This is a genomic window from Iodobacter sp. (assembly GCF_025352645.1).
In the GTDB taxonomy this organism is placed as follows: domain Bacteria; phylum Pseudomonadota; class Gammaproteobacteria; order Burkholderiales; family Chitinibacteraceae; genus Iodobacter.
In genome coordinates, this window is the sequence record NZ_JANXSO010000039.1 from 1 (window position 1) to 25,160 (window position 25,160).

Consider the following 25,160-nt stretch of genomic DNA (forward strand, 5'->3'; position numbering starts at 1 on the left):
TCGCTATTTGGCAGAAATGCAGTATCGATTTAATCGGCGTTTTGATTTGTGCGCCCTAATTCCACGAATGCTACATGCATTACTCATAGCTAAGCCTTGCCCGCGTGGGAGATTAACTGAGCAAGAGACATAATCAGGTAAAATTAAAAATACAGCCTATAAATATGCATTTATTTTGCTACCGATATCATTGCCGTTTTTGTGGCTGATGTTTTTCTGGAGAAAAGAAGTTGCAATGTACGATCATGCTGTTTTTTCTCTTTATTCCATGTCGTTTATGTGTTTGTTATTTTCATTGCTATCTGTGATCGGCTATTTTAATTTCAGTTGGCAGGCGTGGACATTGTTTATATTTATTCCTCCTGTTCATATGTTTCAACAATTACGCGGCACATATAAACTCAGCGTAGGATCTGCACTATGGCGCACAGGCGCTTTGCTTGGAGTATCAAATATGGTCTTTATTTTGTTTTTACTTTTTGTGGTTTCTATAGGTTTAAAATAAACTGTAGGGGCACGGTATGCCGTGCTCTGATTGGCTTTGTTCGTGTCATTAATTTTAGCTTAGGAGCGTGTTTTGTTGTTCAGAGAGATTATATTTTTTTTGATATTAGGTTGTTTAGTTTCTTGCTCTAAAAATGCGCCTTCAAGCGAAAAGCTAGAGCGGGGCTTATTGATGCAGTTGATTTTTCCAAACTGGAAAACACAGAATAAATCGCAGATACAGGCCTTAGAGCTTGCTGAGAAAGAAGGAGCAATTCCTGATTACTTAATTGCAGCCTCAGAAAATAATGAATCTTCAGCTTACCTGTTTAATATAGTGGCTGAGCAGCTGGTGCGCTTGGATGCAAACCGAGTGGTGTTAATGACTTCTGCATCACCCGTTGATAAGCAAGGGAATTCTGTATCATTTCATCAGTCAGCTGGGCTGATCAGTGCGTTTTGGTTTAAACAGGTAGACGGCCGCTGGTATGCTGATGGAAAGCAAACTCAGGTCGATTGGGTGGGGGCGATGGGGCAAGTTGGTAAAACCAAAGTAGTAAAACTCAGTAGCAATAAATTTGCATTAGGGATTGAGTCTGCAAATTGCTATCAGGGTGCATGTTTTACTGATTTATCGCTTTATGAGTTAGGTAGCTCAAAAGTGCTAAGTATACTGCCTCAGTCCATTCGTATTGCTGCGGATACGCAGGGGACGCATGAAGATTGCGATCAGGTTTTTAAGCAAGCACCTAAGAAGCTAATTCAAACACGTTACCCAGTAGAATCGTATTCTGGGTTTGATTGTGTTGATGTGAAAAGTGATTGGCATATTAAAATTAACGGCCCCAAACCAGGTGATTTGCTGATTAGCTTTTCGGGTTTTGTTGAAGAGCGGACTAATACAGAAGAAATAGCGGCAGAAGATGGAGCTAAGGATTCTACATTTATAGTAGATTCTATTTTATCCACCATTAAGCAGCAGCAGCAGCTATTTCGCTACCGTGAGGGTAAATATCATTTAATGAGCGGTAAAAACCCAACGCCTGAATTTTAGCCATCCTATTGAATGGAGGCAGCTTAAAAGTCCTATTGACCAAATAAGACAAGGCGCATGTTAAAACTGTAAGGGCACGGCATGCCGTGCCCTGTTATTTATTTATCGCCTCGGTAAACCTATTTCAAACTTCGCCCATACGCGGCGGAAATCTCTGATTGAATTAAACCCCGCTAATTCGGCAATTTTCTCTAGGCTATGGCTGGGATTTTCTAGCAGTTTTTTAGCATGGGCGATGCGCAGGCTTTGCTGGTATTCCACCATGCCAAGGCCTGCGTGCTGGCGAAATAAGCGGCTTAGGTTGCGCTCGCTCATCAGTGCGATGGCGGCTAGATCGGCCACCGACCAGTGTTTTTCTGGTGCATGGCTAATGGCGTCTTGCACGCGGTGAATGCTGGGGTGCAGATGGCTGCGGTGCGCCAGCCAAGGAGATAATTGCGCTTCTTGGCCATTACGGCGCAGGTAAATCACCATATGCCTTGCCACTTCTTGTGCAATCGATGCGCTGGCCAATTGCTCGATCAGAAACAGCGCCAAATCAATACCAGCGGTAATGCCTGCGCTGCTACAGATGGGGCCATCTTGGATAAAAATTTTATCCTCTTCAACACGGGCTTTAGGCGCTTGTTGGCGTAAACGCTCAATTAGAGTGTGATGCGTGGTGCAGCGCCTGCCATCGAGTAGGCCAGCGCGGGCGGCTAATTGTGCGGCAGAGCAGATGCAAGCCACTTGTAAATCTGGGCGCTGCATACTGTGTAGCCAATCCACAACCGCTTGTGCTTCGGGTAGCTGGTAGTTATCGCTGGATTTCATCACCCCGCACAAAATGACCAAGGCGCCGCTAGGTAATTCTTGTGGTAGGGGCGCTAAATTGCTGATCTCTAAGCCCAATGAGCTGAGCAGGGTGGCGGTGGGGGAGATGGTGTGTAAATCAAACGGCGCACCCAGCCCTGCGGCAATCCGAAACGCCTCGGCTGGCCCTGCGTAATCAAGCAATAAAAAATGCGGGGTGAGGACAAAAAAGATGGGGGTGCGATGCATGATGCTGATGAATTCCTTGTAGGGTGGGAAAAATACTTTATCTTGCCCACGCCGTCGATAGGATCATGCTTTTCAAGCGCCCCCCAAATAGATTGATCAATAGCCCCGACATCAGCAATAAAGACCCTGCCCATTGTAAGCCATTGAGTGTTTCGCCAAATACCAGCCACGCCGTAATCAGCCCCACAACCGGCACAAGTAAGCTAAATGGTGCAACTTGATTGGCGGGATACAAGCTAAATAATCGCGCCCATAAGCCGTATCCTAGTAAGGTGGCTGCCCATGCCAGATAAGCCACGGCGGCCAGTGAAGTCCAGCTCAAATGGCTAATGGCACTGTTAATTGCTGCAGGCCCTTCAATCATCCAAGAGAGCGCCAAAAAAGGCAGTGGCGGAACCAAGCTGGCCCAGACTACAAATGAAAACATATTTACCGGCCCTGTAGCGGCCACTTTGCGGGTAATTATATTACCCATTGCCCACATACCGGCGGCGCTCAGTGTCAGTAAAAATCCCAGTAATGGCATTATCTGCCCGTGGGCCGATCCAATAAAAGCGAGGCCAATACTTGCAAAGATCAACCCTGCAAGCTGGGCTTTTTTCCATTGCTCATTCAGCAGCAGGGCAGAAAGCACCAAGGTAAAGAAAGCCTGCGCTTGCAATACCACCGAAGCCAGCCCAGATGGCATGCCCATATTGATGGCGCTGAATAAAAATCCAAACTGCCCAACCGAAATCGTTAAGCCATAGGCCAAATATAGCCGTAATGGCACTTTAGGACGGGCGATAAATAGCACCGGTAGCGCAGCTAGCATAAAGCGTAATGCGCCTAGCAGTAATGGAGGCACACCATGCAGGCCAATTTTAATCGCTACAAAATTGATGCCCCAGATCAGCACAATTAAGAAGGCAAGCATTATATCTTTGGTTTTCATGGTGGTTCCTTATGGGCAGACGCTCAGCTTATAAGACATCTGCCCGCTGCATCAGCTACAGAAAATCATAAATCGGTCGTAACAGCGGGGCTTATATCGCTCAGCTTTGGTGGTGGGGGGATTACCTTGGCTGTGCCATGCTTATAGTGCGTTGATGCAGTCTTTTGTACTTACAATATTGGCGAAGCGCCCAGCTAGTACCACTTCGGTTCTTTCTTTGATCTCTGCCGCGCTCAAAATACGGCCTGTTTGGGCGTGCTGCATGGCAAAGGTGAGGGTGGCGTCGGAGATGAAATCGACTTCATAGCCCATATCGCTGCCGATTCTGGCGGTGGTTTCGCAGCACTGCTCGGTGCGGATGCCAGTAATGAGCAGTTTAGTGATATTACGTTTACGCAGCCAGTAATCTAAGCCCGTATCACTAAAGGCGTTGTGTACATGCTTATGAAATACCACATCGTGCTGCGGCGGCAGCCAATCCAGCGGGATGACTAAGCCAGATTCCAGAGCAAATACACCGCTGGATACGTGGAAAATACGCACAATAGGGACATTTTTTGCCACACAAGCTTCAATCAGCTGGCTAATATTTTGTTGGAATTCTGGCACATCATCTTCTACCCAGAATGGGCGATGCAGAAAGGATTGTTGTACGTCGATCACGATCAGTGCGGTTTTTGACATGGTTTATCTCTCTGTAGTGCGTTGGAATAAATGAGAGATTAAACCTGTATGCTTGCCGTGTTAATGGGCTGATTGGCCAAATTAGGGACGGATTACGCCAATCTATCCTTAAATAAGATAAATGCCGTAATTCATCTTGAGCCTATATGGTGAGTGCCTATTTTTAGAGCGGAGCTAGGGCAGAAATTATTGGGGAATAGATCTTCAATAAAAGGTTTTCTAGTGAGTCGCTTTCCTCAGTAATTTAGGCGTCATTTCTGTGCAGGCGGTAATCTATAGGGGGCCTCGAAAAACCTATATTTCTAAATAAGACAAGGCGCGTATTAAAAAAATAGATGCTGCATATGTTTGATATGTAAGGAGATTTTTTTAATGTGCAACGCAGTATTATGAGATCAGATGGGTTTTTCGAGGTTCCCTATAATATTTTCCCCCAAAAAACTCTGGATCCCCGATAAAAATACTCGGGGATGACGTGTCTTGTTTCGTTGAGGGTTTGGCAAAAGCAAATGGTTGTGCTAATCAATCAGCCTTATTCTTCCGTCTTGCAGGCTTACTTTTTTGCCTAGCCATTCCGTATTTATATCCGGCAGGATCGCCGAGGGGATTTTTAGCTCGCGCAGCAGGGTGGAGCCATGCGATAAAATGCCGCCAGAGCGGGCAATGATAGCGCTGGCTTGCCGGTAATGCTGGTGCTGGCCAGGATCTAAGCTATCGACCAGTAGGATGTCTTTGCCCAGAATGCCTTCCGCCTCACCAGGGTAAATCAGCAGGCTGGCACTTTGGCCCCGTTCGGCAGAGCCGGTTTGCCAGAAGCTGCCGCGTCGTTTGCGTGCCGATGCCACGGGTGCAAATAAGCTGCGCTCAGGAACGGCATGGTGTAGCTGGAAAAAAATCCGCATTAGCTGATCACGAAAATGCTCGCGTACCTGGCTGTAATAGCCGCGCATTCCTGGCAGGCCCAGCCGGTGCGCCAGCTGTACCGGCCAAGGCCAAGCAGCTAAAGCGTGTAAGCGAGGAGTGGGATGGTTTGGCCTAGGTGTGGCGGGGTCGGTTTCCCATGGTAGGCGGTGAGGGCTACTTGTAAGATTTTGATACACGGTGGCTGGCTTGCCTAAGGCATCACCACCACTGCTGGCTAAGGCAACGCCAATGCAAAGGTTTTGCTGTACCAGCCAGCAATAAAAGCGCAGCCACCAGCGGGCAAACTGCTCACTGGATGCATGCTGATCCTCTAGCTTTTGTAATTCTGCCTGCCACTGGGCCACCCCACTATCCAGCTGATTAATCGCAAGGCGGCTGGCAAACAGCATGCGGATAAACACCGGCAGGGAAGTGAACCAGCGCCAAGGGCGCTTTGGCATGGCTGGCGTGCTACCGCCAATTTCACGCGCATATTGCTGGCCATCCATGCCCCAGTCGGCCATTCTGGCAAGGAATAGATCGCTGTTGATATAGCTTGCGTCATTAAAAATGGCCGTAAAGGGCTCATTATCATCCAGCACCCGCGTGTCCCAACGGGCGTAGACCTGAGGAATGCTGGCGGCGGCTCCCCGTTGGGCTATTTCCATCCATTGGCTGGGGGATTCGGGCAGGATTTCGTCGATATTGGCCGAAGTGAGCCAACGTTGCCACGGGTAAATCGTTACCGGCCGCGCCTGCAACATCCAGAACTGCTGGCCATCCCATGCCCATTCGATATCCAGATGCGCTTGGTGAAACGTTGCCACAATACTTTGCAGAAAATCCCATAAGCGGCGCGGATCGGGGCCTGCCCGATTAAACATTTTGGCGTGCTGCCCCCATGCACCACCCATGCGAGATAGCAGCATGGTGTGTGGGCTGGCTGTGCCGTCCACTAAGGCTGCTAAATGGCCTTCTACCCATTCAATATGTGCGGCCAGCGGGCGAACAAAAGCCACGCCAGATAAAACCGGCTCGATCATTGCTTGTACGGCAACGGTTCTAACACCGCTGGCCAGAATAACGGCACTCTTTGCAGCGACATCAGCGCTGGCGACGCGCAGAAAAGTCTGGTGACGCCCAGCATTGGCAATATCAATGCCGTCTTCGTCATCCCCTGATGAGCGCACGGCCCAGCCATGTGGCGCATCCGTCTGCAAAAAGGCGCTTAAAGCGGGGTCATCAGCCTGTTGAATACTAATTAAAGTGGGCACCGGCAGCCCTGCATGGCGGGCGAGTTGTAAACGCCCAGCCTTGGTGTGCGCTGCAAAGCCTGGCTCTCCTTGCTCCAGCCATTGCACAAAGGCGGCGGGCTGCTGCCAAAAAGGATAATGGCCCCAGCTTGGTTGCAAGGTAACGGTTAAATCGGCGCGGCAAAGCACGGCCTCCCATGCTGCCGCGTGTGCTGGGCTGACCACCTTGTCGTTGCTGCCCCAGATTAGCTCGATTGGGTCTTTAATCTGCTCAAATAGAGTCAGTGCTGAATCAGGCTGCACCCAACGAAAATAAGGCTGAAAAGCGCGGCAACGGCGATAGCCACTGGCAATTCTTGGATAATTGGGAGCAAAGCCAGCGGCGGCATATTGGCGGTGAAATAGTTTGGGATAGCGAGAAAGCAAGGCGTGCACGAGCGGTAATAAACCAGGCACGGCCATTAGCCGAGGTAAACGCCGTTTCCACAGTAAAACACCTACCGGTGAAAGCAAAACCACGCGTGAAAAAAAGCCGGGGCGGCGCACCAGTAAATGCAAAACTGGCAGCGCATTAATGCCGCTCGCCAAAATAGCATGGCCAGGTTCTAGCTGTTTTTCTAGCGCAAGCGATAGCGCTTGCAAGGAATCTGGCAGCGGCTCGGTGTTGTCGCCAAAGCCGGGCAGCTCTATAGCTTCAGCTTCATAGGCTGTGAAATGGGGCAAAACATCGTCCCACCAATCGCTGGCGCTGCCATTACCGGCAAGTAGATAGAGTTTTTTCATGGGTTTCTTTGTTTAAACGGCGGCTGACTGTCTTAGCTCGCCAGTGTAATGCAAAACCATGCCGCCATTTTTAAAGCCAATTTCAACGTCAAAATGCACTTTATCTACGCTGGCCCATTCCCTAGCCTGCACTCGTAAGGGGATGGGCAGGCCAAAGTAGCGGGTTTTCTGGCTGGTTTGCACTAGCTGGCCATCGATGACTTGGTTGTGTAATTGCAAAGCCAGCGGGCCCATCTGCTCCCAAAGCTGGCCATTGCGCCAGCGTTGGCGGGATTGCATGGGCTTGTTGGCAAAGTGGCGTTGCCAGATTTCACCACGGGTATCAGGGCTAATTTTCACTTGGCATGCTACGCCCAGCCCTTCTGCTGGCAAAATACGTAAGAGCATCGCCAAGCTAAGTAGGCTACGGATAAGCCGTGGCTTACCCCATTTTACATCGGCTTGCCCTTGCCAGAGCTGCTGCCCATTGAGGTGTAGGGTTTGCAGTAAGGGGCTCAGTAAAGAAAAATTCCTGCCGAGGGCTTGCTGATAAAGAGATGGCGGGTTCATTGCGATTTACCAATCTTCGCTTGGCTCATTTGGATTTACTAAGCTGCGCTTGTAAAGCGCTGACTAAGTCTGGGTATTTAAAGCTGTAGCCTGCATCAAGCAAGCGCTGAGGAATGATCCGCTGGCCTTTGGTAAACAGCGCGCCCATTTGACCAGCCAGTGCGTCGATCAGCCACGCAGGCGTAGTGAAGAAGCTTGGGCGATGCAAAAGCTGCGCGGCTGTTTTAGCAAACTGAGCTTGGGTGGGGGCTTCGGGCGCGGTTAGGTTGTAAGCGCCATTAAAGCGGCTATCGCAAAGTGCTTGGGCGATGATGGCCAGCACATCGTCCCTGTGTATCCAGCTGATTACCTGACGACCATCGCCCATGCGGCCGCCAAGGCCAAAGTAGTAAGGCATTAACAGCTTAGGCAGTGCGCCACCAGGGCCAAATACTAAGCCTAGCCGCAGCCTGACCACTCGCAGGCCAAAGGTTTCGGCTTTGCAGGCGGCGGCTTCCCATTCGCTACAAAGTTGCGACATAAATTCGTTTTGTGGGCTGGCGCTTTCGTCCAACGGCTCATCGCCTCGGCAGCCGTAATAGCCAATGGCCGAGCCATTAATCAGCACGCTAGGTTTGTGCGCGGCGCGGGCCAGCCAGCCCAGCAGGCCTTGGGTGGTGGCAACGCGGCTGGCGAGCAATACTTGTTTACGCGCAGCGCTCCAGCGTGGGCCAACCACGGGGCTACCGGCTAAATTGATGACCGCGTCAAATTTCTCATTAGTTGACAGCGCATCCCAGCTCGAAAACGCCCGCACTCGGCCCTGAAAGCGGCTATTAGCGGCCAGCGGATTGCGGCTGTAAAGGCAGAGGCTATGCCCAGCTGCCAGTAATTGCTCGGTTAGCTCCGCGCCAATAAAGCCTGTGCCACCCGTGATTAAAATACTTTGCTGTGGCCCGTTTAAAAAAGGATTACTGCTCATGATCTGTGCCTCCTTAAAAAGTTGGTAGCTGGCAATTCCATCCCGAATCCCCGATAGGCCCACTCCAAGCGCAAATAGGCTTAATACCCAGCTAAATAGGCCGTAACTGACAAGGTGTAAAGCACTGTTCTGGCTGGCCCAAGTTGGGGCAATAGCGATGGCCCAGTGCCCAAACAGCGCACCACCATTCATGGCTAAAACAGTGTGAGTAATGCGTTCGGTGGCGGGTAAAAGGCGGCTTTTGTCTTCTTCAACAAAATCACAAAGCGTCAGAATGATTTCAATCAAAATCAACGCAGCTAAGCCCCACAGCCACAGGCCGCGCCATTCAAACCAGGCAAGGCCAGCAAACACCACGGCATAAAGTAGTGAGCGGATTGCATGTAAGCGCAGCTCGCGCCTAGCGGATTTTTCGCGAGGCAGGGCAATGGTTAATTCATGGTGGTAGACGGTATCAAAAGCGCCCATCAAGCCCTGAATGACGAGTAAATACAGAACGATTTGCATGATTTATACCTTGTCACTGAGGTGACGCTTAAGGGCTTTTAGTCCACGAAAAACACTAAACACACGAAAAAACGCATGGTCTTGACTTGATCTTGCAACGCGCCATCTGTTCGTGTGTTATGTGTTTTTCGTGGACGACGCATTTTTTGACCTTGCCGCATAACATCAACTGGTAAGCGGCGATCAAAAAGGCTTATTTACCATTAGCCAATACACCACGATCAGGCTAATAAATGCTGGAAAACCGAGGGCCGTCCAGATTCGTTCATAGCGCCAGTATTTTGCGGGCAGAGCGCTGTTATCTTGGGCCGCGTTTTGTGCCATATCGCGCATTTTTAGCTGAATCCATACCACGGGCAGCCAGCAGGCCCCAGTAAGTGCGTACAGCGCCATAGATATCCACAACCAGTTTGCTGTCAGTGGATAACCCAAGCTGTAAGCCATCAGCAGGCCAGAAATCGGCTGAAAAATTACCGCTGGCGTGGTAAATAGCCAGTCCGCACGCACCACCCAGCGAGAAACCACGGCAATCGCTTGGACATTGCCGCTGCGATTAGTTACAAACATATAAAACGCCGTGCCAAGGCCGGTGCCAAACATCAGCGTGGCGGACAAAATATGTAGAAACTTGAGGGTCAGGTAGTAGTTCATTTCTCAGGCCTTTAAGGTGTGTAAGTGGTATTTAATGGCGTGCCGATGGTTTATGTGCCAGCTGATCAAATAAGCTCAGTAGTGCCAGAATCGGCAAGTTTTTAAGCAGTGGGCCAAAGGGGTGCCACAGAAACTCCGGCAGCTTGCAGGCAATGATGATGCTGTAAGTCAGTACCAAGCAGAGTTGTAATCGCCAGCCTTTTCCCAGCAGGCAAAGCACGCCAAATAGCGTATCCATCGCCACCGATCCATAAAACAGCAGCGGCTGCCAAGCGCTGGGAATGCCTGTTTTACCAAGCAGGGCATAGCTTTCTGCTCGCGGCCATGCCCATAAGCTGACGGCCGCTGTGCCAAACCAAACTAAAGCAATCGATAGTTGTAAGAGCGGCAATAGCCAGCTGAGCTGTGCATGACGCCTAACTTCTATTTTATCTTGTTGGGTAGGCAGGGCAGGCTGTGGGGCTCTGTCTAGTAAGGTGGCAAATGGTCGTGCATCGGTGCTATTACCGCTGCGCAGCATACTGAGGCTGTCTGGCGTAAGTAAGGAATTGGCTAAACATCTGGCCATTAAATTTTGCAGCCACGGCGCAATCGGGATGATGAAGGTGGGGGCTAGCCCCATTGCCTGCCGCAAACTTTGCCACCAGTGGCTAAGCGGCATAGCCGTCGGGCCTACAGCGTTGATCACCTGTTTGCTAGCCATTGGCTGTGCTGCCAGTTTGATCAGTAGCGTAATCAGGTCGTCAATATGTACTGGCTGCACATCCGCTGCGCCGCTTAAATGGGCAAGGCAGGGCAGCGTGGCTAGGCTGCAAAACACTCGGCAACTGGCCCCTTCTGGGGCATAAATCAATGACGGCCTGACAATTGTCCAGTCTAAATTTGACTCTGCAAGGCTGGCATCAGCGATGCCTTTGCTGCGCCAGTAGGCTGTAGGCGCATCGGGCGCTGCGCCCAGCGCGGAGATTTGAATCACGCGCCGCACACCGGCCAACTCGCAAGCGCTAAAGAGGGCCTGTGGTGCTGCACAATGTATATCGGCAAAATTCTGCCTAGCAGATTCAGCAAAAATGCCCACCGCGTTGATGACAATATCGATGCCTGCCAAGTGGGGCAGCCAGTCATTAGGGCTTTGCAGTGCAGCAAAATCGGCTTGAATCGGCGTGTAATCTGCCGCACAGCCTGCATGGCGGCTAAGGAGTGTGAGGCTATGCCCTGCTGCTAATAAAGCCTTGCTTAAGCGGCTGCCGATTAGCCCGCTACCACCGAGTAATAAGATGTTCATGGCGTTTTACCTTAAAACAATTTTGGGACGAGATTGAGCGTATTCATACCCGTCACTACAGGGCCGCTGTTTGCTCATTACTGATACTTTATTTCCTTTGTTTCTGTATAAAGAGAAATATATAGATAAACTTTTAAACCTTACAAACGCCATCACGGCAGGCCAGGCTAAAGCCAAGTAAAACGCTGATGCCATAGCGATGGCGGGCGATGCGGGCGTAAATCCAGCTGGATACGCCACGCGTTGCGCGCCAGACTAGCGGGCCAGTCCACCAGCCCCTGCTTACGGCACGGTAAAGCGTGGCAATGGCCTCAATCCCAACTAAAACCAGCCCATCATCGCGGCGGATATGCAGCAGCGCCTGCATTTTTTCCATACTGGCTGGGGCGGTGGCAAGCTCAAAATTTGCTGCGCTGATATTGGCCAGGGTAAAGATACCCAGCTTATCTAGCCGTTTAAGCCGCAGCATTTCATGGCGGCACATCGGGCAGGCATGGTCATAAAAAAGAATATAGGCAGACATTTTGTGCTCCTAGTATTTAAAATGCGGTGAGATTAAGAAAGCACTTGATGAAGTGCTCTGGCTCAATAAGCGCTATGTAAATTAACTTTTTAGAACCGCACTTTGTACTTGTAGGGCGGGTGAAACCCGCGAGCAATACGTAATAAAAACGCGGGTTTCACCCGCCCTACGATATTGATGATGAGTAAGCATTAGGCATCGTGCGCGGCGCTTTGATTGCCATCCGTTTTATTCTTCTTTCCCAAACATCGAAGCCAGTTGGCTAATTTTCCCACCCATTTTTAACAACTTAAGTAATACGCTGGGTGGGAGGTTTTTAAAGTCGTCGTAGCCATGCAGCAGCACTTCTAAAAACTCCAGCACTTGATCCATTTTTACACGGGTAGCGGCTTCGATTGCTGTATCGGTTTCGGCTTCAATGGCACACTGGCGTAGTACGGTGAGCGTTGGGTCTAGCTCGCGTTTTTTACGCTCTTCGGTGATCACACGGAAGATTTCCCACACATCTTGCAAGGCAATAAAATAATCACGTCGCTCGCCCAATATGGGCAGATCTTTTTTGACCAGCCCCCAGCTTTGCAATTCCTTCAGGCTATTACTGACATTGGATCGCACCAAGCTAAGCGTTTCACTGATTTCTTCAGCAGTTAATGGCTGGCTCACCAGAAACAGCAGGGCATGAATCTGCGCCACACTGCGATTCACCCCCCATTTAGTTCCCATCTCGCCCCAGTGAGCGATATATTTCTCCATAGTTGGGCTGAGCTGCATTTCATTTCCTTTGTTTCTGTCTTTGGAGAAATTAGACTACTAATGTAGATGGAATGCAAGTAAAAGGTGTGGAGGCTTAGGGTTTTTGTCGCTGTTGTTATTTAATCGGCAATATTGCTTGGAAAGGGATCGCCCCTCACCACCAATGCACCAGCCTAGCCAATGCATAAACGCAAACCGTAGCGAGGCCAATTAAGGCGGGGGTTTGCCATTGCCGGTTAACAGGGTAAGAGGCTGCAATCAGCAGCAGACAGCAGATCATCCAGCCCCAGCTAGTGGCTAGCAAGCCCAGTAGCCAAGTGCAAGGCAGCAGGGGAATAAGCCAGCTGCAAGCTTTTAATGATTTGGCATGACGGCTGCCTATAGGGGGGATCAGTTCGGGTAAGTATCTTTGTAATTGGGTGAGAGCTTGGCTTGGCTGCTGGTGTAAGCCCTTAAGTAGTTGTGTGGCAAATGCTGGCTCTAAGCCTTTGGCAATGAGCAGGCCATAGAGGCCAAGGCTGGCTTCAGCACCGGGTAAGTTGTGTGCTGCTGGCTCGATATAAGTAGCCCGAGTTCGCCATATTTGCCAGCTTGCGCCACTGATGGCAAGTAGCCAGAGGGCAAATTGCTGCGATGCAGTGAGCCGCTCAAAGCCTGCCAGCAGGGCTAATAGGCTGACGTTAAGCAAAATGGTGTCGTTTAGGCTTTGGCAGATCAGTTGGTAGCGATGCTGGGCGGCGCTTTGATAAAGCGCTGCGCCGCTTAAGCCGCGTTTAATCAATGCCGGTGTAAGCAGCGCTGGCCCTAATCTTGCCAGTAAAAAAATCCACCAGCGGGCCCGTTTAGAGTACGGCCCTTTTGCCTCTAGTGCTGCCAGCTCTAAGAAATACCACTGACGAGGCGAGCCCGATTCATGATCAGAGAGGGCAAGGTAGATGGCAGATTTATCGCTGGAGGAGAACATAGATATAAATTGTAGGGGCACGGCATGCCGTGCTCTATGTGACAATCATTAAATATATGGCTTGATGCCAACAAGCCACGGGATACTCTTACTCTTCGGTATCGCACATCAAGGCGGCTTGCACCACTTTACGGCTAAGGTGTGGGGCAAATAGTTCGATAAAATCGTAAGCATAGCCACGTAAATAGGCATCTCTACGGATACCAATCCGGGTGGTGGAGTTGGCAAATAGGTGCGATGCATCAATGGCAACCAGCTGTTGGTCACGATCTGCCTCAAAGGCCATGCTGGCTAAAATACCGATGCCTAAGCCAAGTGCCACGTAAGTTTTGATCACATCTGAATCGATGGCTGTGAGCACAACATTAGGCGTGAGGTTAGCGGTTTCAAAGGCTTGGTTGATTTTATTACGGCCAGCAAAGGCAAAGTCATAAGTAATCAGCGGCCAAGCAGCCACGTCTTCTAGCGTGATTGGGTGATCAAGCGTTGTCAGTGGGTGGCCCAGCGGTACGACAATGCTACGGTTCCAGTTGTAGCAATCGAGCATGGCCAGCTCGGAATAATGATCAATCCCCTCGGTAGCAATCGCAATATCGGCAGCGCCTTCAACCACCATTTCACTGATCTGCGTTGGGCTGCCTTGCTTAATAGATAGGCGCACCTTAGGGTAGCGCAGCATAAAGTTGTGAATGGTTTCAGGCAGGGCGTAGCGGGCCTGAGTGTGGGTGGTGGCGATAGTGAGGCTACCGCCTTCTACATTAATGAAGTCTTCACCAATACGTTTCAGGTTTTGCGCCTGCATCAGCATGCGTTCAGAAATACGCAAGATTTCTTTGCCAGGAGCGGTCACATCCACGACACGTTTGCCGTTGCGAATAAAAATTTGAACGCCTAATTCGTCTTCTAACAGGCGAATTTGCTTGGAAATGCCAGGTTGAGAGGTGTGGAGTTTTTCGGCGGCTTCTGAAACATTTAAACCTTGTTTAGCCACTTCCACTAAATAGCGCAATTGTTGCAACTTCATGGCAAATCCTTTCACATAATTATCATCACAGAATAGGGGGCGATACGCCCATCCTGATCCGCAAAACACGCGTCCTGCAAACCATAATAACTCATTCGTATAAAATCTTAACATATTCGTCTATGGGATTATAAAACCAGTTGCTATGCTGGCGAGCTGTTTGGCTTTTAGGCAACATCATGGAAATCGGATATATTGTCGCAGGCCTACTGGTGGGGTTTATTGTTGGCATGACAGGCGTGGGCGGTGGGTCCCTAATGACACCTATCTTGCTTTGGTTTGGTATTAGCCCAGCAACAGCCGTTGGCACTGATTTACTTTATGCCGCTATTACTAAGGGCAGCGGTATTTTTGTTCATCATAAAAAGAAAAATATTGATTGGAAAATCACTGGCTGGTTGGCTGCGGGTAGCGTACCTGCGGCAATTGTCACTCTATTTATTTTGCACAATCTGCATTCTGATCTTAAAGCAATTAATGCGCTGATTAAGCAATCTTTGGGCATTGCGCTGATGCTGACGGCGATTGCCATTATTTTTAAACCCCTTTTGCTTAAATGGGGTCAGCAGCATGCAAAGTCTTGGTTTCATCTGCCACCCGCTAGGCTTAATGGCATGACCTTAGTCGTGGGGGTGATTTTAGGGGCGATTGTTACGCTTTCTTCAATTGGCGCAGGGGCCTTGGGCACGGTGGCTTTATTTCTGCTTTACCCATTGATTTCAACATCACGCTTGGTAGGCACAGAAATCGCCCATGCGGTTCCACTGACCTTAGTGGCAGGCTTGGGCCATGCGGGCTTAGGCCATATCGATTGGCACCTTTTATCGTTTCTATTAATGGGGTCATTGCCTGGTATTTATTTCGGTAGTCATTTAACTGGCCGAGTTCCTGAAGCGGTATTGCGCCCCTGTTTGGCAGTGATGTTGGCTTTGATTGGTAGCAAGCTGGTGTTTTAGCCGTTTCTTTATCCACGAAAAACACTCAAGAAACAAAAAATATATTTGTAAGTGCTTTGTTCGTAATTTTTGTGTCTTTGCATGGACCATAAATTTTTTGATCTTCTTGCGTACTATCAGTCATTAATTAGAGGTTAATCACCATGACTTTTGAAGAAAAACTGGCCGACACTATCGCGCTATTGCATAAAATTGCGGGTGAATTTAGCCCCGCCGTCTTCGCCAATTCATTTGGTGCAGAAGATATGGTGATTACTGATTTAATTGCCAAATCACAGGCAAAGATCGATATATTTAGCTTGGATACTGGCCGCTTGCCAGCGCAAACGTACGCTTTAATGCAAAAGTCAGCTGAGCAATACCCAAGCCAGCCGATTAAGGTGTTTTTTCCACAAACCGCCGCTACAGAAAATTTTGTAAACCAGTACGGTATCAATGCTTTTTATGAATCGATTGAGCTACGTAAATCCTGTTGCCAGATTCGTAAAATAGAGCCATTAAAACGGGCTCTGGCGGGGAAAAAAGCCTGGGTAACTGGCTTACGCCGTGAGCAATCGCCCACCCGTACCGATTTGGGTAACCAAGAATACGATAGAGGCAATGGCTTAGAAAAATTTAACCCATTGATTGAATGGACAGAAAAAGAAATTTGGGCCTACTTACGTGGCAATAATATACCTTACAACGCCCTACATGATCAGCATTACCCATCGATAGGCTGTGAGCCCTGTACGCGGGCCATTTCTATGGGGGAGGATGTACGAGCGGGCCGCTGGTGGTGGGAAGATCCTGAAAATAAAGAATGTGGATTACATGTAAAGAAATAAAAGGATACCCGCAGCTTGCGGGTATTTTTTTTCTACTTAAATTCCATTGACATGGTATTGCTCTCTGTCTAAATTGGTGCTGGATCAAATGCCTACTGATGGCTTTTTGGCTAATTTTATAGGCTAGCGGCAGTTTTTTTCTTAAATAAGTGGTATTACTTACTGTTTTTAATTGGTATTAAAACCAAACAGGTGAAAACCCCAAATGAGCAAAATTCAATATCTAATTGGTGTAGATGGCGGTGGCACTGGTACCCGCATCTGTATTGCGGGCTTGGATGGTATCGAGAAAACTCGCAGTGATGGGGCGGCATCGGCTTTGGGGCAGGGTATTGATAAGGCTTGGCTACATATCACCCAAGCGATTCATGCTGGCTTTGCCACGCTAGGTATTCAAGAGCCAAATTATGCAGAGTGTGCACTGGGTTTGGGCATGTCAGGCGTGCATAACGCTGCATGGGCTGCAGAGTTTGCGGAAAAAAACCCAGGTTTTGCCAAAATCATCATAGAAACAGACGGCTTTTCTACCTTGCTAGGTGCAACCAATGGCCAACATGGCGGTATTATCGCGATTGGCACAGGCTCGATTGGTGAAGCATGGCTGCCCGATGGTCAACGCCTAGAAGTGGGTGGCTGGGGTTTTCCAACCTCCGACGAAGGTAGTGGCGCATTTTTGGGCTTAAAAGCGATTAACCATGTGCAACGCATCATTGATGGTCGCCGCTCAATGACTGATTTTGGCCGTAAATTGCTTGCAATCACGGGTAGTAGCAAGGCCGATGTTTTTGCTTGGATGGGGAAAATGAAGCAGGGTGAATGTGCTTCCCTATCGCCAGTTGTGGTTGAGTTTGGCGCGAGCGATGAATATGCAAGGGCTTTTTTGCTAGAGGCTGGGCAAGAAATCGAGGCAATAGGCAAGGCTTTGCGGGCTAATCATCCAGAGCTGCCGCTGGCAATTTGTGGTGGCGGCTTATCTGAAGCGATGCGCCCGTATATTTCTGCTGATTTTTTGGCGACAACGATTCGGCCACAGAAAGATTCATGCGCTGGTGCCTTGATCCTCATTTACCAGTCGCTGGTGCCTTGATTTTTAGTCATTTAAGCGAGTAGCCTGCCAAGCTTAGAGCTAACTTACTGAAAAAATGCTAGATTTACTCATATTTTATGTATTTTTTTGCTAGGCTAGCTTAAGTTTACAGCCTACTAGGCTCTGTTTCATTTGATTCTTCGCTGTGTTACGTTGTAAATCAAATGTCAACAGAGCTTAGCAAAAAGCACTAAAACAAGAGGAGGGCTTAGCTCTCCTTTGTTTTGAACCATTATTAGATGTGATGCAGTGCGTAAAAGTGGGTTTCACGAGTATTTAGAAAACTTCAAACACCTGAGGGCGCAGTTTGTGTGCCCAATACTGAACAAGGCGCAGGCAGCTGCTCCCCTATATTCAGCCTAGGAATGTAGCGATATAAGTATTTGCAGTGGCTTTCGAGTTTTTCGTGTATGAAGCCTTTTGGGCGAATGCTGCGTGCTGGCTCAGATCGTCATCAACGATGGATATTGGCCTTTTTCTCGCGTTCATCGCTGTAATATGTTCGCATTGTTTCTAAAATAAACCGCCGTAAAGAAGACCGATAATGCTGCCACAACAAAAACTACTCGTGCTTCGCCCTGATGCAGATAGCTCAACCCCGCTTTATTTACAACTTGGGCATAAATTAGCGGCGGCTATTCACGCTGGCTTTTGGCTGGCTGATGACCCCCTACCGTCTGAGCGTAATTTATGCGAAATATTGGGTGTATCTAGAGTAACCGCACGCAAAGCTTTGGACCTACTTTTGGCTGACGGGTTGATTATTCGGCGTCATGGCGCTGGAACCTATATCACGCCAAAATTAGAGCAACCATTAAATAAGCTGACTAATTTATCCGAGATGCTCAAGCAGCGTGGGTTTACACCAGGCTCTCGTTGGCTCAAGCGTGAGGTGGTGCTGGCCAGTGCTGAAGAGCAGTTAAAGCTTAATCTTGCCGCCAATAGCAAAGTGAGCCGTTTACAGCGCGTGCGCACCGCCAATGATGTGGTGATGGCTTTAGAGGAAACAGCGTTGCCTTTTTCGCTAGTGCCAGATCCCTCGCTTATTGGGGATTCCCTGTATGAATATCTGCGTGGTGCACGTTTATCTGTTGTAAGAGCGATACAAAACATTGCCGCAATCAACGCAACAGAAGCTTTATCTCAGCTGGTTGATGTCGCACCGGGTGATGCAATGCTGCATTTAACCCGAGTGGGTTATCTAGAGAATGGAGTCGTTTGCGAGCTAACGCATTCTTATTTTCGCAATGATTACTACGATTTTGTGGTGGAACTGCATAAGTAAGTTACTGTTATTTAATAATAATTTTATTATTATTTTATTTTTTGATGTAGTCGAATTCAAATCTTCTTCGTTGTTGCCTACATTTTTGTTTTGTGGGCCATTTCTGTCTTTTTCCGCTTGTCTGCTTCTTACCCCCTTTTCCTTTTACTTGGGCTATTCACCATTGCGGTAATTTGTTGTAATCTGGGTGAGTATAAGTAAAAACCATAATTCCACTTGCTGGATATTTTTAAATAAAAAATAGATAAAAAGTGTTATTTAATGCCACTTCAGTATGGATCATCACGTATTTGTTAATACCAATTTTTGGTTAATCCAAATTTTTAGGATTTAGTCAATGAGGGCTTACTCTGGTGCGGATGTGTCTTAAATTAGCCTGAGGTGGTTTTACATAAATGAATTGACGTATAGCGTGATTTTTCATTATGGTTGCCGCGCCCGTACAGAAACGGCTAGCTGTCGCTAGTACTTACGATTTACTTTGGAGATGCAGTAATGAAATTGAAATTCATTTTGGCCGTATCCGCTGCAGTTTTTTCTGCAACAACGATGAGCGCTTTAGCTGCAGAAAAAGTAAAGGTTGAGTATTGGTCCAACAGCTTGTCGCCAAAATTTGATGGCGCAATGAAAGAGTTAACCACTAAATTCAATGCTTCGCAGTCTGAAGTAGAAGCGGTGTGGGTTGATGTAGGCTGGGATGCCTTCCAGCAAAAAGTGATTACGGCTGTTGCCAGTGGCAATGTGCCAGGTTTGGTGAATTTGCCTAAGCCTTGGATGGATCAGTTTGCCCAATCAAAAATGATTGAACCAATCACCAAGCAAGTTGCTAGCTTTAAAAATGTTTACACCGAAGGCGCGCTAAAAGACGCGACGTACGCGGGCGATAAACAAATTTACGGTATGCCTTGGTACCAAGTGACCGGTGTGCTGTTTTATAACAAAGATTTACTGGCTAAAGCCGGTGTAAAAGAAGCGCCAGCAACTTTTAGCCAGCTGCTGCAAGTAGCTAAGCAAGTTAAAGAAAAAACCGGCGTGGCTGGGTTTGCTCCAAAAGTAAATGAAGAGTTCTCTGCTTGGTTCTTGTATGAAGGCCTAGATGTTGTGAAAGACAACAAGGCTGTTTTTAATAGCCCAGCTCACATCAAACTGATTGAGCAGTTTAAAGATGCTTACGCTTCTGGCGCTTTTCCAAAAGACGTGTTCAAAATGCAATTTGAAAATCGAATTGCAGCTTATGGCGCACAAAAAATTGCCATGTTTACCGATGGTGCGCACGCTTTAAAACGCACTAAAACAGACGCGCCTAAAGTTTACAATGCAACGGGTGTGGCAGGTTTCCCATTAGCGGGCGGTGAAACACCCTTTGGTGGTTTCTTATTTATGTGGTCGGTGCCTAAAGGCGCTAAAAACGTAGATGCGGCGATTAAACTGGGCAAATTTCTGACTAACGATGAATCGCAATTGGCATTTGCTAAGGCTTCATCGACTTTCCCATCTACTAATAAGTCGCTGGATGACGCTTATTTCCAATCGGGTGCTAAATCGGCTGATCCGGTAGAAAAAGGCACCGCAGTGGCTGCAACGCATATCAAAATTTCACGCACTCTTTCAGTGAGTGGCTTGCCTGATGAAGCAGGTATGAATAAAACGCTAGATGCCGCTGTATTAGAAGCGGTAACAGGTCGCAAGCCAGTTAAAGCTGCTTTAGATGAAGCGGTTAATTTTTGGAATAAAAAATTGGCAACAGTTAAGAAGTAAAAATAGATTTGATTCTGCTTTGAATCAAACTCTTCCAAGTAATCTCTGTTAGGATTGCTTGGAAGAATAAAAAAACCACAATATTAATTGTGAATGCAATTAATTTAATGTGGTAATAAAAGTAGTGGAATATATTCCAACTAGATTTGTCGAAAACCCCAAGAGGAAGACAAGATGAAACTCAAAAAAATGTTGATTGTTGGTGCTGCTTTGTTTGCTGGCGTTAATGCCCAAGCTGCAGATACAGAATTAGAATTCTGGACTATGAACATGCAGCCTAAGTTCAATGCTTATTTTGAACAAGCTACTGCTAAGTTCAATGAAAGCAATCCAGGTCTCAAGGCTAAATGGGTTGATATGAACTGGGATCAAATCCAGCCTAAGCTGATTGCTTCTATTGCTGCTGGCAATCCACCTGCGCTGGTTAACTTTAATGTGCCTTGGGTGCATGAGTTTGCTGCACAAGGCAATATTCTGCCTATCGACCAATTCCTTGGTGCGAACAAAGCGGTTTACTCTACTAATGCAGTGAAAGATGTACAAGTTAAAGGCCAGATGTATGCCTTCCCTTGGTACAACTCCACACAAATCATTGCTTATAACAAAGATATCTTTGCTAAAGCCGGTATCAAAAATCCGCCAAAATCATTTGACGAATTTATTGCAATTGGTAAGCAAATTAAGGCTAAAACAGGCGTAGCTGCTTTCGCTCCTAAAATGAGCGATATGATTGGCTTCTTCTTCTATGCAGGTTTGCCAGTCATTACTGATGGTAAGGCGGTATTTAACTCGCCTAAGCACGTTGCTTTTGTTCAGAAGTTTGCTGATCTGTATAAAGCGGGTGTAATGCCTAAAGATGTTTTCAAAATGGCTTTCGAGCAAGAAATCGCTGCGTATAACAGCGGTAAAATCGCCATGATGACTACAGCTGCGCAAGGCCTGAAGCGTACAGAAACAGACGCTAAAGCCATCTACGACAAAACTGAAGTTGCTCCATTCCCACTTGATGCGGGTAAGCTGAACTTGGGTTCATGGATGATGGATTTCGTTATTCCTAAGGGCACAAAAGATCCAGCAGCTGCGGCTAAACTGGGTATCTTTTTGACAAATGATGACCAACAGCTTGCTTTCTCTAAAGCAACTGAATCCACTATGCCTTCTACTAAGAAAGCTAACTTGGATCCATACTTCCAGTCTGGTGCTAAGAGCGCAGATGTAGTGGATCGCGCACGCGCGGTTGCTGCTAAATCAATGGACAATGCACGTACATTGACCCTGACTCCAGGCACATTGCCAGATGAAACAGTGATGACTAAGAAGCTGCAAGAAGAAATTCAAAACGCAGTTGAAGGTCGTAAATCTGTGAAAGAAGCATTGGATACAGCAGTAGCGGCTTGGAACGAAAAGCTAAAGAAGTAAAAAGAAATTAGCCGTTCTATGTTCTAATGAACGGAATTGCCCAATTGGGTAATTCCGTTTTTTCCCGAATATTATAATTACAGTCGAGTAGCGCCGTGAAAAACTCCAGCAGCTATACAGGCATTGCCTATTTATTCTTGGCGCCAGCCCTTATTCTGATGGGTATCTTTACCTTTTGGCCAGTAGGGTATAACGCGTACTTGGCGTTTAACGACTACAGCATTTCAGATGGTGTGGCCACTTGGAATAACTTTGCGCATTTTAAATATATTGCACACGAAGAACTTTTTCATCAAGCACTTAAAAACTCTCTACTTTATCTTTTAATTGTGCCCGTGATTCAAATTGCCGCTCTCTTAGTGGCTAAGCTGGTTAATAACAAATTGCCAGGAATGACTTTTTTCCGCGCGGCCTTTTATATCCCTGTTATTACTGCCGTTTCAATTGCCGGTGTAGTTTGGGTAAACGTTTATAAATACGACGGTATTCTGACCTGGTTTTTGCAAATGCTGCACCTGATTCCACAAGGATCAGATGGCCAAGTAGATTGGCTAGGTAATCCTGATTTCGCTCTTTTTGGCGTAATGATGTTTACCTTCTGGAAAGGGATTGGCTGGTTTATGGTTTTATACCTTGCAGGTTTGCAAGCGATTCCTAAAGAAGTTGAAGAAGCAGCAATCTTGGATGGTGCAAATGTATTTCAGCGTTTTTGGAGAATCACCGTGCCGATGGTGAAGCCAACCATCTTGCTTTGTACACTGATGTCGACCATTGCCGCCTTAAAGACATTCCAAGAAGTGATCGTATTGACGAAAGGGCAGGCGGATACATATACCTCCTTGTTCTACGTTTACGATCAAGCTTTCCGCAATTACAATTTTGGTCGCGCAGCTGCGGCTGGTCTGGTTGTGACCTTCTTCTGCATGATTCTTGCGGCCATTCAATTTCGCTTCTTAGGCGAAAAGAAATAATCGAGGAATAAGAAATCATGGCAATGGGTAAACAACTACAAACTGCTTTAACATTATCAGGGCAATATGCTGGCCTGATTGCGTTTGGTATCTTCACTACATTCCCGTTTATTTGGGCTTTGTCCGTGGCTTTATCGGGAGATCCTTCTAATACTTGGCTTTTTCCACGCTCATTTATTCCTACAGATATTAGTCTGATGTGGTTTAAACGCGTGTTTGATGAAATGCCGTTTATGACGTATATGAAAAACTCCACCTTAATGACCGTCGAAAGTATTATTGGGGTATTAACCGTGTCTATTTTGGCGGGCTATCCGCTGGCGCGTCTTAAGTTTCCTGGGCGTAACTTTATTTTTGTGGCGATTCTGGCCACGATGATGTTGCCATCTGAAGTGGCGATTATTCCTAACTTTATTACCTTAAAGCACCTTGGTTTGTTAGATACGCATTTGGGCGTCATTATTCCTAACTTTGCTGCGGCTTTCGGCATTTTCTTAATGAAGCAGGCATTTGAAGCTGTGCCGCAAGATTTGGTGGATGCGGCCCGCGTGGATGGTGCTACTGAGATGCAAATCTTATGGCGTGTGATGGTGCCGGTTTCTGGCCCATCTATTGCGGCGCTGGGGATTTTTTCCTTAGTGAATGCTTGGAATGATTACCTCTGGCCTTCAATTGTGATTTCCACTCGGGATAAATTGCCATTGGCGGTAGGGGTGTTTAATGACCTAACAGGTCCATTTGCCACTTCATATAGCATGGTAATGGCTGCAATTGTAATGACTGTGATTCCTGTATTGATTTTCTTTGCCTTTACCCAGCGTTTCTTTATTGGCGGCATGGATGGCGCGGTGAAGTAATTATTAATGGCTGTATTGGCATGAGATCACCTGCTAATTCGCAGGTCCCCTATTTAGACAGTTTGCAAGGAATCGAGATATGGCTTCGGTTACGCTCAGTAAAATTAAGAAAAACTACACCAAAGATGTTTGTGTCATCAAAGGTGTAGATCTAGAAATTCAAGATGGCGAGTTTGTGGTGTTTGTTGGCCCTTCGGGCTGTGGTAAATCTACCTTGCTACGCATGATTGCGGGTCTAGAAGACATCACCGAAGGCGAGTTAAAAATTGGTGATGTAGTGGCCAATGATTTACACGCATCCAAGCGTGGTATCGCTATGGTGTTTCAGTCTTACGCCCTTTACCCGCATATGAGCGTGTATGAAAATATGGCGTTTGCACTGAAGCTGGCCGGTACGGATAAAGCTGAAATTGACAGCCGAGTTAAAGGGGCTGCCGAAGTCTTGCAAATGACGCATTTGTTAGATCGCAAACCTAAGGCTTTATCGGGTGGACAGCGCCAGCGTGTGGCGATTGGCCGGGCGATTGTTCGTCAACCTAAAGTATTCTTGTTTGATGAGCCTTTATCTAATTTGGATGCTTCTTTGCGCCTGCAAATGCGGGTTGAGCTATCTAAGCTGCACCAAGAACTAAAAACCACCATGATCTATGTGACGCATGATCAGGTGGAAGCAATGACCTTGGCAGATCGTATCGTGGTATTTAATGCTGGGGTGATTCAGCAGGTTGGCAGCCCATTAGAGATGTATGAGAATCCATCTAATCTGTTTGTGGCTGGTTTCTTGGGCTCGCCTAAGATGAATTTGCTAGAAGCGGATCTCGTTGCCATTGAAACAGGCTCGGCACACGTTCGTTTGCCAGAAGGCATTCAGATTCGTGCGGCAGTGAATGCTTCTACTTGCAAAGTAGGCGATAAAGTCACCATCGGTATTCGCCCAGAGCATATGCAATTGGCGGCAGCTGATGCAATTAATTCGGTTCCTGCTCGTGTTGATTTGGTTGAGCATTTAGGCGATATCGTACTGGCTTATATCCAAGTTAAAGGCATCAGTGAAATTCTTTGTATGAAGCTGCCTGCTGAAACGGATGTGATTAAATTTGGTGATTCAATTCATGTGGTATTTCCTGAAAAGAATTGCTTGCTATTTGATGCACAAGGCTTGGCGCTCAAACGTGTTTAATTAAAGTATCAAATAAAAAAAGCTCATCACTGTGATGAGCTTTTTTTTATTTAAAAAATAAGTATTTATTTGATTGTAAGGCTTGTTCAATAAGGCTTATGGCAATGTGTTTTCTAGACCTTATCCTGCTTTTGTAGGGCGGGTGAAATCCACTCCTATTAACTTAAGCAATATGATATTCGTAGGGCGGGTGTAACCCGCGAGCAATACTCAATAAATACGCGGGCTTTACCCATCCTATGATATTTATGATGAGTTTGAGCAAGAGACATAATCAAGTGAGCATTTATGTTATATTAATAAATAAAATTTTTTTATTTATTAATATAAACCTGATTATGTCTCTTGCTCCGGAACCCTTGATTTAGCAATTCGTGCGGCGTAAAGTGAACGAACGTTCTGCTTTACGGAGGTGAATCATGTCCGTCAATGGCATCCAAATGCAAAAGGGCTTGTCTTTGCCTGAGT

Annotated in this window: 23 protein-coding genes and 1 pseudogene; 12 read left to right on the forward strand and 12 right to left on the reverse strand. The window is 47.3% G+C overall.

Features of this window, described 5'->3' with window-relative positions; translation table 11 throughout:
* From Q0R17_RS05230 to Q0R17_RS05240, 3 genes and pseudogenes are all read left to right on the forward strand, one after another.
* Positions 1-133 (forward strand): annotated as a pseudogene (locus Q0R17_RS05230) (IS1595 family transposase); the annotation flags it as partial.
* Positions 134-235: 102 nt separating this feature from the next.
* Positions 236-505, forward strand: a complete 270-nt coding sequence (locus Q0R17_RS05235) for a hypothetical protein (RefSeq protein ID WP_293932768.1) — start codon at positions 236-238, stop codon at positions 503-505.
* 171 nt (positions 506-676) lie between these two features.
* Positions 677-1,537 (forward strand): hypothetical protein, encoded by an 861-nt coding sequence (locus Q0R17_RS05240; protein ID WP_293932770.1) that lies wholly within the window; start codon positions 677-679, stop codon positions 1,535-1,537.
* A 102-nt stretch (positions 1,538-1,639) separates the two neighbouring features.
* Here Q0R17_RS05240 and Q0R17_RS05245 read toward each other — a convergent pair whose 3' ends face one another.
* The 12 genes from Q0R17_RS05245 to cysB all read right to left on the reverse strand — a co-directional run bounded on the left by Q0R17_RS05245 (position 1,640) and on the right by cysB (position 14,352).
* A complete protein-coding gene (locus Q0R17_RS05245) occupies positions 1,640-2,578 on the reverse strand; it encodes a GlxA family transcriptional regulator (protein WP_293932771.1) in 939 nt (312 codons plus the stop codon).
* A gap of 37 nt (positions 2,579-2,615) precedes the next feature.
* On the reverse strand, positions 2,616-3,512 hold the full coding sequence (locus Q0R17_RS05250) for an EamA family transporter (RefSeq protein WP_293932772.1): 897 nt from the start codon (positions 3,510-3,512) through the stop codon (positions 2,616-2,618).
* A 141-nt stretch (positions 3,513-3,653) separates the two neighbouring features.
* Positions 3,654-4,196, reverse strand: a complete 543-nt coding sequence (locus Q0R17_RS05255) for a cysteine hydrolase family protein (RefSeq protein WP_293932774.1) — start codon at positions 4,194-4,196, stop codon at positions 3,654-3,656.
* A gap of 518 nt (positions 4,197-4,714) precedes the next feature.
* Positions 4,715-7,135, reverse strand: coding sequence for a PEP-utilizing enzyme (locus tag Q0R17_RS05260; RefSeq protein WP_293932776.1), 2,421 nt, complete (start codon positions 7,133-7,135; stop codon positions 4,715-4,717).
* 12 nt (positions 7,136-7,147) lie between these two features.
* Complete coding sequence (locus Q0R17_RS05265; protein WP_293932778.1) at positions 7,148-7,684, reverse strand: DUF4166 domain-containing protein; 537 nt, start codon at positions 7,682-7,684, stop codon at positions 7,148-7,150.
* Positions 7,685-7,709: 25 nt separating this feature from the next.
* Positions 7,710-9,152 (reverse strand): TIGR01777 family oxidoreductase, encoded by a 1,443-nt coding sequence (locus Q0R17_RS05270; protein WP_293932780.1) that lies wholly within the window; start codon positions 9,150-9,152, stop codon positions 7,710-7,712.
* Positions 9,153-9,335: 183 nt separating this feature from the next.
* Positions 9,336-9,803: a DUF2269 domain-containing protein gene (locus Q0R17_RS05275; protein WP_293932781.1), complete on the reverse strand. Its 468-nt coding sequence runs from the start codon at positions 9,801-9,803 to the stop codon at positions 9,336-9,338.
* Between the two features lie 31 nt (positions 9,804-9,834).
* Positions 9,835-11,088 carry an SDR family oxidoreductase gene (locus tag Q0R17_RS05280; RefSeq protein ID WP_293932783.1) on the reverse strand — a complete coding sequence of 418 codons (1,254 nt, stop codon included), beginning with the start codon at positions 11,086-11,088 and terminating at the stop codon, positions 9,835-9,837.
* Between the two features lie 133 nt (positions 11,089-11,221).
* Positions 11,222-11,611, reverse strand: coding sequence for a thiol-disulfide oxidoreductase DCC family protein (locus tag Q0R17_RS05285; protein ID WP_293932784.1), 390 nt, complete (start codon positions 11,609-11,611; stop codon positions 11,222-11,224).
* A gap of 228 nt (positions 11,612-11,839) precedes the next feature.
* Positions 11,840-12,382 carry a GbsR/MarR family transcriptional regulator gene (locus Q0R17_RS05290; RefSeq protein ID WP_293932786.1) on the reverse strand — a complete coding sequence of 181 codons (543 nt, stop codon included), beginning with the start codon at positions 12,380-12,382 and terminating at the stop codon, positions 11,840-11,842.
* Positions 12,383-12,518: 136 nt separating this feature from the next.
* On the reverse strand, positions 12,519-13,349 hold the full coding sequence (locus Q0R17_RS05295; RefSeq protein WP_293932788.1) for a hypothetical protein: 831 nt from the start codon (positions 13,347-13,349) through the stop codon (positions 12,519-12,521).
* A gap of 67 nt (positions 13,350-13,416) precedes the next feature.
* Positions 13,417-14,352 (reverse strand): HTH-type transcriptional regulator CysB, encoded by a 936-nt coding sequence (gene cysB / locus Q0R17_RS05300; protein WP_293932789.1) that lies wholly within the window; start codon positions 14,350-14,352, stop codon positions 13,417-13,419.
* 179 nt (positions 14,353-14,531) lie between these two features.
* Here cysB and Q0R17_RS05305 point away from each other — a divergent pair, with 179 nt between their 5' ends.
* The 9 genes from Q0R17_RS05305 to Q0R17_RS05345 all read left to right on the forward strand — a co-directional run bounded on the left by Q0R17_RS05305 (position 14,532) and on the right by Q0R17_RS05345 (position 24,692).
* On the forward strand, positions 14,532-15,308 hold the full coding sequence (locus Q0R17_RS05305) for a sulfite exporter TauE/SafE family protein (protein WP_293932790.1): 777 nt from the start codon (positions 14,532-14,534) through the stop codon (positions 15,306-15,308).
* 143 nt (positions 15,309-15,451) lie between these two features.
* Complete coding sequence (locus tag Q0R17_RS05310; protein ID WP_293932791.1) at positions 15,452-16,135, forward strand: phosphoadenylyl-sulfate reductase; 684 nt, start codon at positions 15,452-15,454, stop codon at positions 16,133-16,135.
* Between the two features lie 205 nt (positions 16,136-16,340).
* Positions 16,341-17,222, forward strand: coding sequence for a BadF/BadG/BcrA/BcrD ATPase family protein (locus Q0R17_RS05315; protein WP_293932793.1), 882 nt, complete (start codon positions 16,341-16,343; stop codon positions 17,220-17,222).
* Between the two features lie 544 nt (positions 17,223-17,766).
* The gene (locus tag Q0R17_RS05320) at positions 17,767-18,507 is read left to right on the forward strand and encodes a GntR family transcriptional regulator (protein WP_293932794.1); all 741 of its coding nucleotides are present in this window, start codon (positions 17,767-17,769) and stop codon (positions 18,505-18,507) included.
* 495 nt (positions 18,508-19,002) lie between these two features.
* On the forward strand, positions 19,003-20,265 hold the full coding sequence (locus tag Q0R17_RS05325; protein WP_293932795.1) for an ABC transporter substrate-binding protein: 1,263 nt from the start codon (positions 19,003-19,005) through the stop codon (positions 20,263-20,265).
* Between the two features lie 174 nt (positions 20,266-20,439).
* A complete protein-coding gene (locus Q0R17_RS05330; RefSeq protein WP_293932796.1) occupies positions 20,440-21,684 on the forward strand; it encodes a sugar ABC transporter substrate-binding protein in 1,245 nt (414 codons plus the stop codon).
* Positions 21,685-21,779: 95 nt separating this feature from the next.
* The gene (locus Q0R17_RS05335; protein WP_293932797.1) at positions 21,780-22,655 is read left to right on the forward strand and encodes a carbohydrate ABC transporter permease; all 876 of its coding nucleotides are present in this window, start codon (positions 21,780-21,782) and stop codon (positions 22,653-22,655) included.
* Between the two features lie 17 nt (positions 22,656-22,672).
* Positions 22,673-23,512, forward strand: coding sequence for a carbohydrate ABC transporter permease (locus Q0R17_RS05340; protein ID WP_293932798.1), 840 nt, complete (start codon positions 22,673-22,675; stop codon positions 23,510-23,512).
* A gap of 79 nt (positions 23,513-23,591) precedes the next feature.
* On the forward strand, positions 23,592-24,692 hold the full coding sequence (locus Q0R17_RS05345) for an ABC transporter ATP-binding protein (RefSeq protein ID WP_293932799.1): 1,101 nt from the start codon (positions 23,592-23,594) through the stop codon (positions 24,690-24,692).
* The last annotated feature ends 468 nt before the right edge of the window (positions 24,693-25,160 follow it).

Excerpts from the sequence above, each read along its gene's own strand:
- Q0R17_RS05320 (WP_293932794.1), top strand. The coding sequence starts at position 17,767 with ATGCTGCCACAACAAAAACTACTCGTGCTTCGCCCTGATGCAGATAGC.
- Q0R17_RS05280 (WP_293932783.1), bottom strand. The coding sequence starts at position 11,088 with ATGAACATCTTATTACTCGGTGGTAGCGGGCTAATCGGCAGCCGCTTA.
- Q0R17_RS05275 (WP_293932781.1), bottom strand. The coding sequence starts at position 9,803 with ATGAACTACTACCTGACCCTCAAGTTTCTACATATTTTGTCCGCCACG.
- Q0R17_RS05345 (WP_293932799.1), top strand. The coding sequence starts at position 23,592 with ATGGCTTCGGTTACGCTCAGTAAAATTAAGAAAAACTACACCAAAGAT.
- Q0R17_RS05330 (WP_293932796.1), top strand. The coding sequence starts at position 20,440 with ATGAAACTCAAAAAAATGTTGATTGTTGGTGCTGCTTTGTTTGCTGGC.
- Q0R17_RS05240 (WP_293932770.1), top strand. The coding sequence starts at position 677 with ATGCAGTTGATTTTTCCAAACTGGAAAACACAGAATAAATCGCAGATA.
- Q0R17_RS05315 (WP_293932793.1), top strand. The coding sequence starts at position 16,341 with ATGAGCAAAATTCAATATCTAATTGGTGTAGATGGCGGTGGCACTGGT.
- Q0R17_RS05250 (WP_293932772.1), bottom strand. The coding sequence starts at position 3,512 with ATGAAAACCAAAGATATAATGCTTGCCTTCTTAATTGTGCTGATCTGG.
- Q0R17_RS05260 (WP_293932776.1), bottom strand. The coding sequence starts at position 7,135 with ATGAAAAAACTCTATCTACTTGCCGGTAATGGCAGCGCCAGCGATTGG.
- Q0R17_RS05285 (WP_293932784.1), bottom strand. The coding sequence starts at position 11,611 with ATGTCTGCCTATATTCTTTTTTATGACCATGCCTGCCCGATGTGCCGC.
- Q0R17_RS05290 (WP_293932786.1), bottom strand. The coding sequence starts at position 12,382 with ATGCAGCTCAGCCCAACTATGGAGAAATATATCGCTCACTGGGGCGAG.
- Q0R17_RS05270 (WP_293932780.1), bottom strand. The coding sequence starts at position 9,152 with ATGCAAATCGTTCTGTATTTACTCGTCATTCAGGGCTTGATGGGCGCT.
- Q0R17_RS05245 (WP_293932771.1), bottom strand. The coding sequence starts at position 2,578 with ATGCATCGCACCCCCATCTTTTTTGTCCTCACCCCGCATTTTTTATTG.
- Q0R17_RS05255 (WP_293932774.1), bottom strand. The coding sequence starts at position 4,196 with ATGTCAAAAACCGCACTGATCGTGATCGACGTACAACAATCCTTTCTG.
- cysB (WP_293932789.1), bottom strand. The coding sequence starts at position 14,352 with ATGAAGTTGCAACAATTGCGCTATTTAGTGGAAGTGGCTAAACAAGGT.
- Q0R17_RS05340 (WP_293932798.1), top strand. The coding sequence starts at position 22,673 with ATGGCAATGGGTAAACAACTACAAACTGCTTTAACATTATCAGGGCAA.
- Q0R17_RS05235 (WP_293932768.1), top strand. The coding sequence starts at position 236 with ATGTACGATCATGCTGTTTTTTCTCTTTATTCCATGTCGTTTATGTGT.
- Q0R17_RS05310 (WP_293932791.1), top strand. The coding sequence starts at position 15,452 with ATGACTTTTGAAGAAAAACTGGCCGACACTATCGCGCTATTGCATAAA.
- Q0R17_RS05325 (WP_293932795.1), top strand. The coding sequence starts at position 19,003 with ATGAAATTGAAATTCATTTTGGCCGTATCCGCTGCAGTTTTTTCTGCA.
- Q0R17_RS05265 (WP_293932778.1), bottom strand. The coding sequence starts at position 7,684 with ATGAACCCGCCATCTCTTTATCAGCAAGCCCTCGGCAGGAATTTTTCT.
- Q0R17_RS05305 (WP_293932790.1), top strand. The coding sequence starts at position 14,532 with ATGGAAATCGGATATATTGTCGCAGGCCTACTGGTGGGGTTTATTGTT.